This is a genomic window from Flavobacterium bomense (assembly GCF_003970355.1).
The window spans coordinates 1-1,311 of sequence record NZ_RYDJ01000134.1 but is presented as its reverse complement, the minus strand read 5'-3'; the positions used below and the strand labels follow the sequence as shown (position 1 = coordinate 1,311).

The 1,311-nt window shown below is 34.2% G+C and carries 1 pseudogene; it reads left to right on the top strand.

Annotated elements, in window-relative coordinates:
• A pseudogene (locus EKL98_RS17690) lies at positions 1 to 1,311 on the top strand (TonB-dependent receptor); the annotation flags it as partial.

Genomic DNA, 1,311 nt, shown 5'->3' with positions numbered 1-1,311 from the left:
GCAGGTATCAATACGGATTGGACAAAAAAAGTTTTTCAAACAGGACAAGATCAGAATTATAATTTATCTTATGCAGGAGGAACAGATAAAATAAAAGCATTTGTATCATTTGGGTATCAAGATACTCAGGGGATAGTTAAACCTTCTAATTTTTCAAGATTATCGGGTAGAATAAATTTAGATGTAGAAGCAACATCTTGGTTAAAAGCTCATATTGGAATGAATCTTATCAATACAGAACTCAACAACACTAGCGATAATAATAGTGCAAATCAAGGCGGTGTTATTCTTAGCGCCCTTACTACCCCCTCTTTCTTACCGGTTTATGCAGATGATTTAGCTGGAGGTGCTGCTGCTGGCGGACAATTACCGGGGCAATTTGCTGCAAATCCAACAGCTTCCTTAGAAAATCCGGTCTCATTTCAAAGCAGACAAGAGGATAATAATACGGTTAGATATTTGGGCAATTTGAGTTTTGATATTACGTTACTAAAAAATTTAGTATGGAAACCTTCTTCGTCTGTTGAAATATATAGAAGTGTTTACGAATATTTTGTAGATAGTTATCGATCCAATTATGGTCGTAATAATAACAATACTGATCCCACAACATTAGGGATTGGAAGAGAACATACCGCCCGTTCTTATAATCGAAATTTTGAAAATACTTTGAATTATTCCATAAAATCTGAAAATCACGATTTAAATGTATTAGTGGGAAATAGTATTCAAAAAGAAAGATACGACCAACTTAAAATTGAAGGCACAGGTTTTGATCCTTTGTTAAGAAAATTAGATATTTCTAAAATGATGTACACTAATCCATTAGCCTCTGATACCATTGCTACCGAAAAAAATTATGTTTCCTATTTTAGTCGAGCTACCTACAATTATAAAGGAAAATATATTGTTAATGGTGTAGTTAGAGCCACGGGTGCTTCTCAATTAGCAACTAACAGCAAGTGGGGAGTTTTTCCTGGAGTTTCTGCTGCCTGGATAATTTCAAACGAAAATATCTTAAAAAGCAATACCACGGTTTCTGAATTAAAATTAAGACTCGGTTGGGGACAAACAGGAAATATTTCTGGAATTGGTCCCTATTCTTCTTATGGTTTACTGGGTGATGATGGAGGCAATCTTTTAAATTATATAAATACTGATTTGTCTTGGGAAACGACTACCGATAGGAATATAGGAATCGATTTTGGAATGATTGACAATAGAATTAAACTAACTGCCGACGCCTTCCAGAAGACAACTACAGATTTAATTAATACCATTTATATTGCAGGAGCGGCTTCTATTTATAAT